The organism is Vibrio marinisediminis, assembly GCF_014050145.1.
Taxonomy (GTDB): Bacteria; Pseudomonadota; Gammaproteobacteria; order Enterobacterales; family Vibrionaceae; genus Vibrio; species Vibrio marinisediminis.
This window is the reverse complement of the sequence record NZ_JACFYF010000214.1, coordinates 1-281: the sequence shown is the minus strand read 5'-3', so window position 1 is coordinate 281 and position 281 is coordinate 1. Positions and strand designations below refer to the sequence as shown.

The following is a 281-nucleotide window of genomic DNA, read 5'->3' as shown; positions in this document are numbered from 1 at the left end:
CAGCGGGCGACCAGTACCCCCGCGAAATGGAGCAGGACCGCGATGCTCACCATGAGGTGCTTGTCGTTCACCAGGATGATGAGCACCGGCAGCGCGATCATCAGCGCAAAGGCGATGGCCCGCAGTTTGAGCGCGTGCTTGCGCCCGACCTGAAAGACCATCTCGCGCATCAGGTAGTTGCCGCCCGTATGGGGCGGCTCGAACGCGCGAACCTCCTCGCCGATCCGTGTCGCGGTGGCGAGCGTCGTCGCGTTCTCGGCGAAGGCCTTGTCGCCCTGCAG

General features: G+C 65.8%; 1 protein-coding gene. It reads right to left on the bottom strand.

What is annotated here, in order from left to right; genetic code table 11:
• Positions 1-281, bottom strand: a 281-nt coding sequence (locus tag H2O73_RS23925; protein WP_220457745.1) for a hypothetical protein, incomplete at both ends; no start/stop codon positions are given.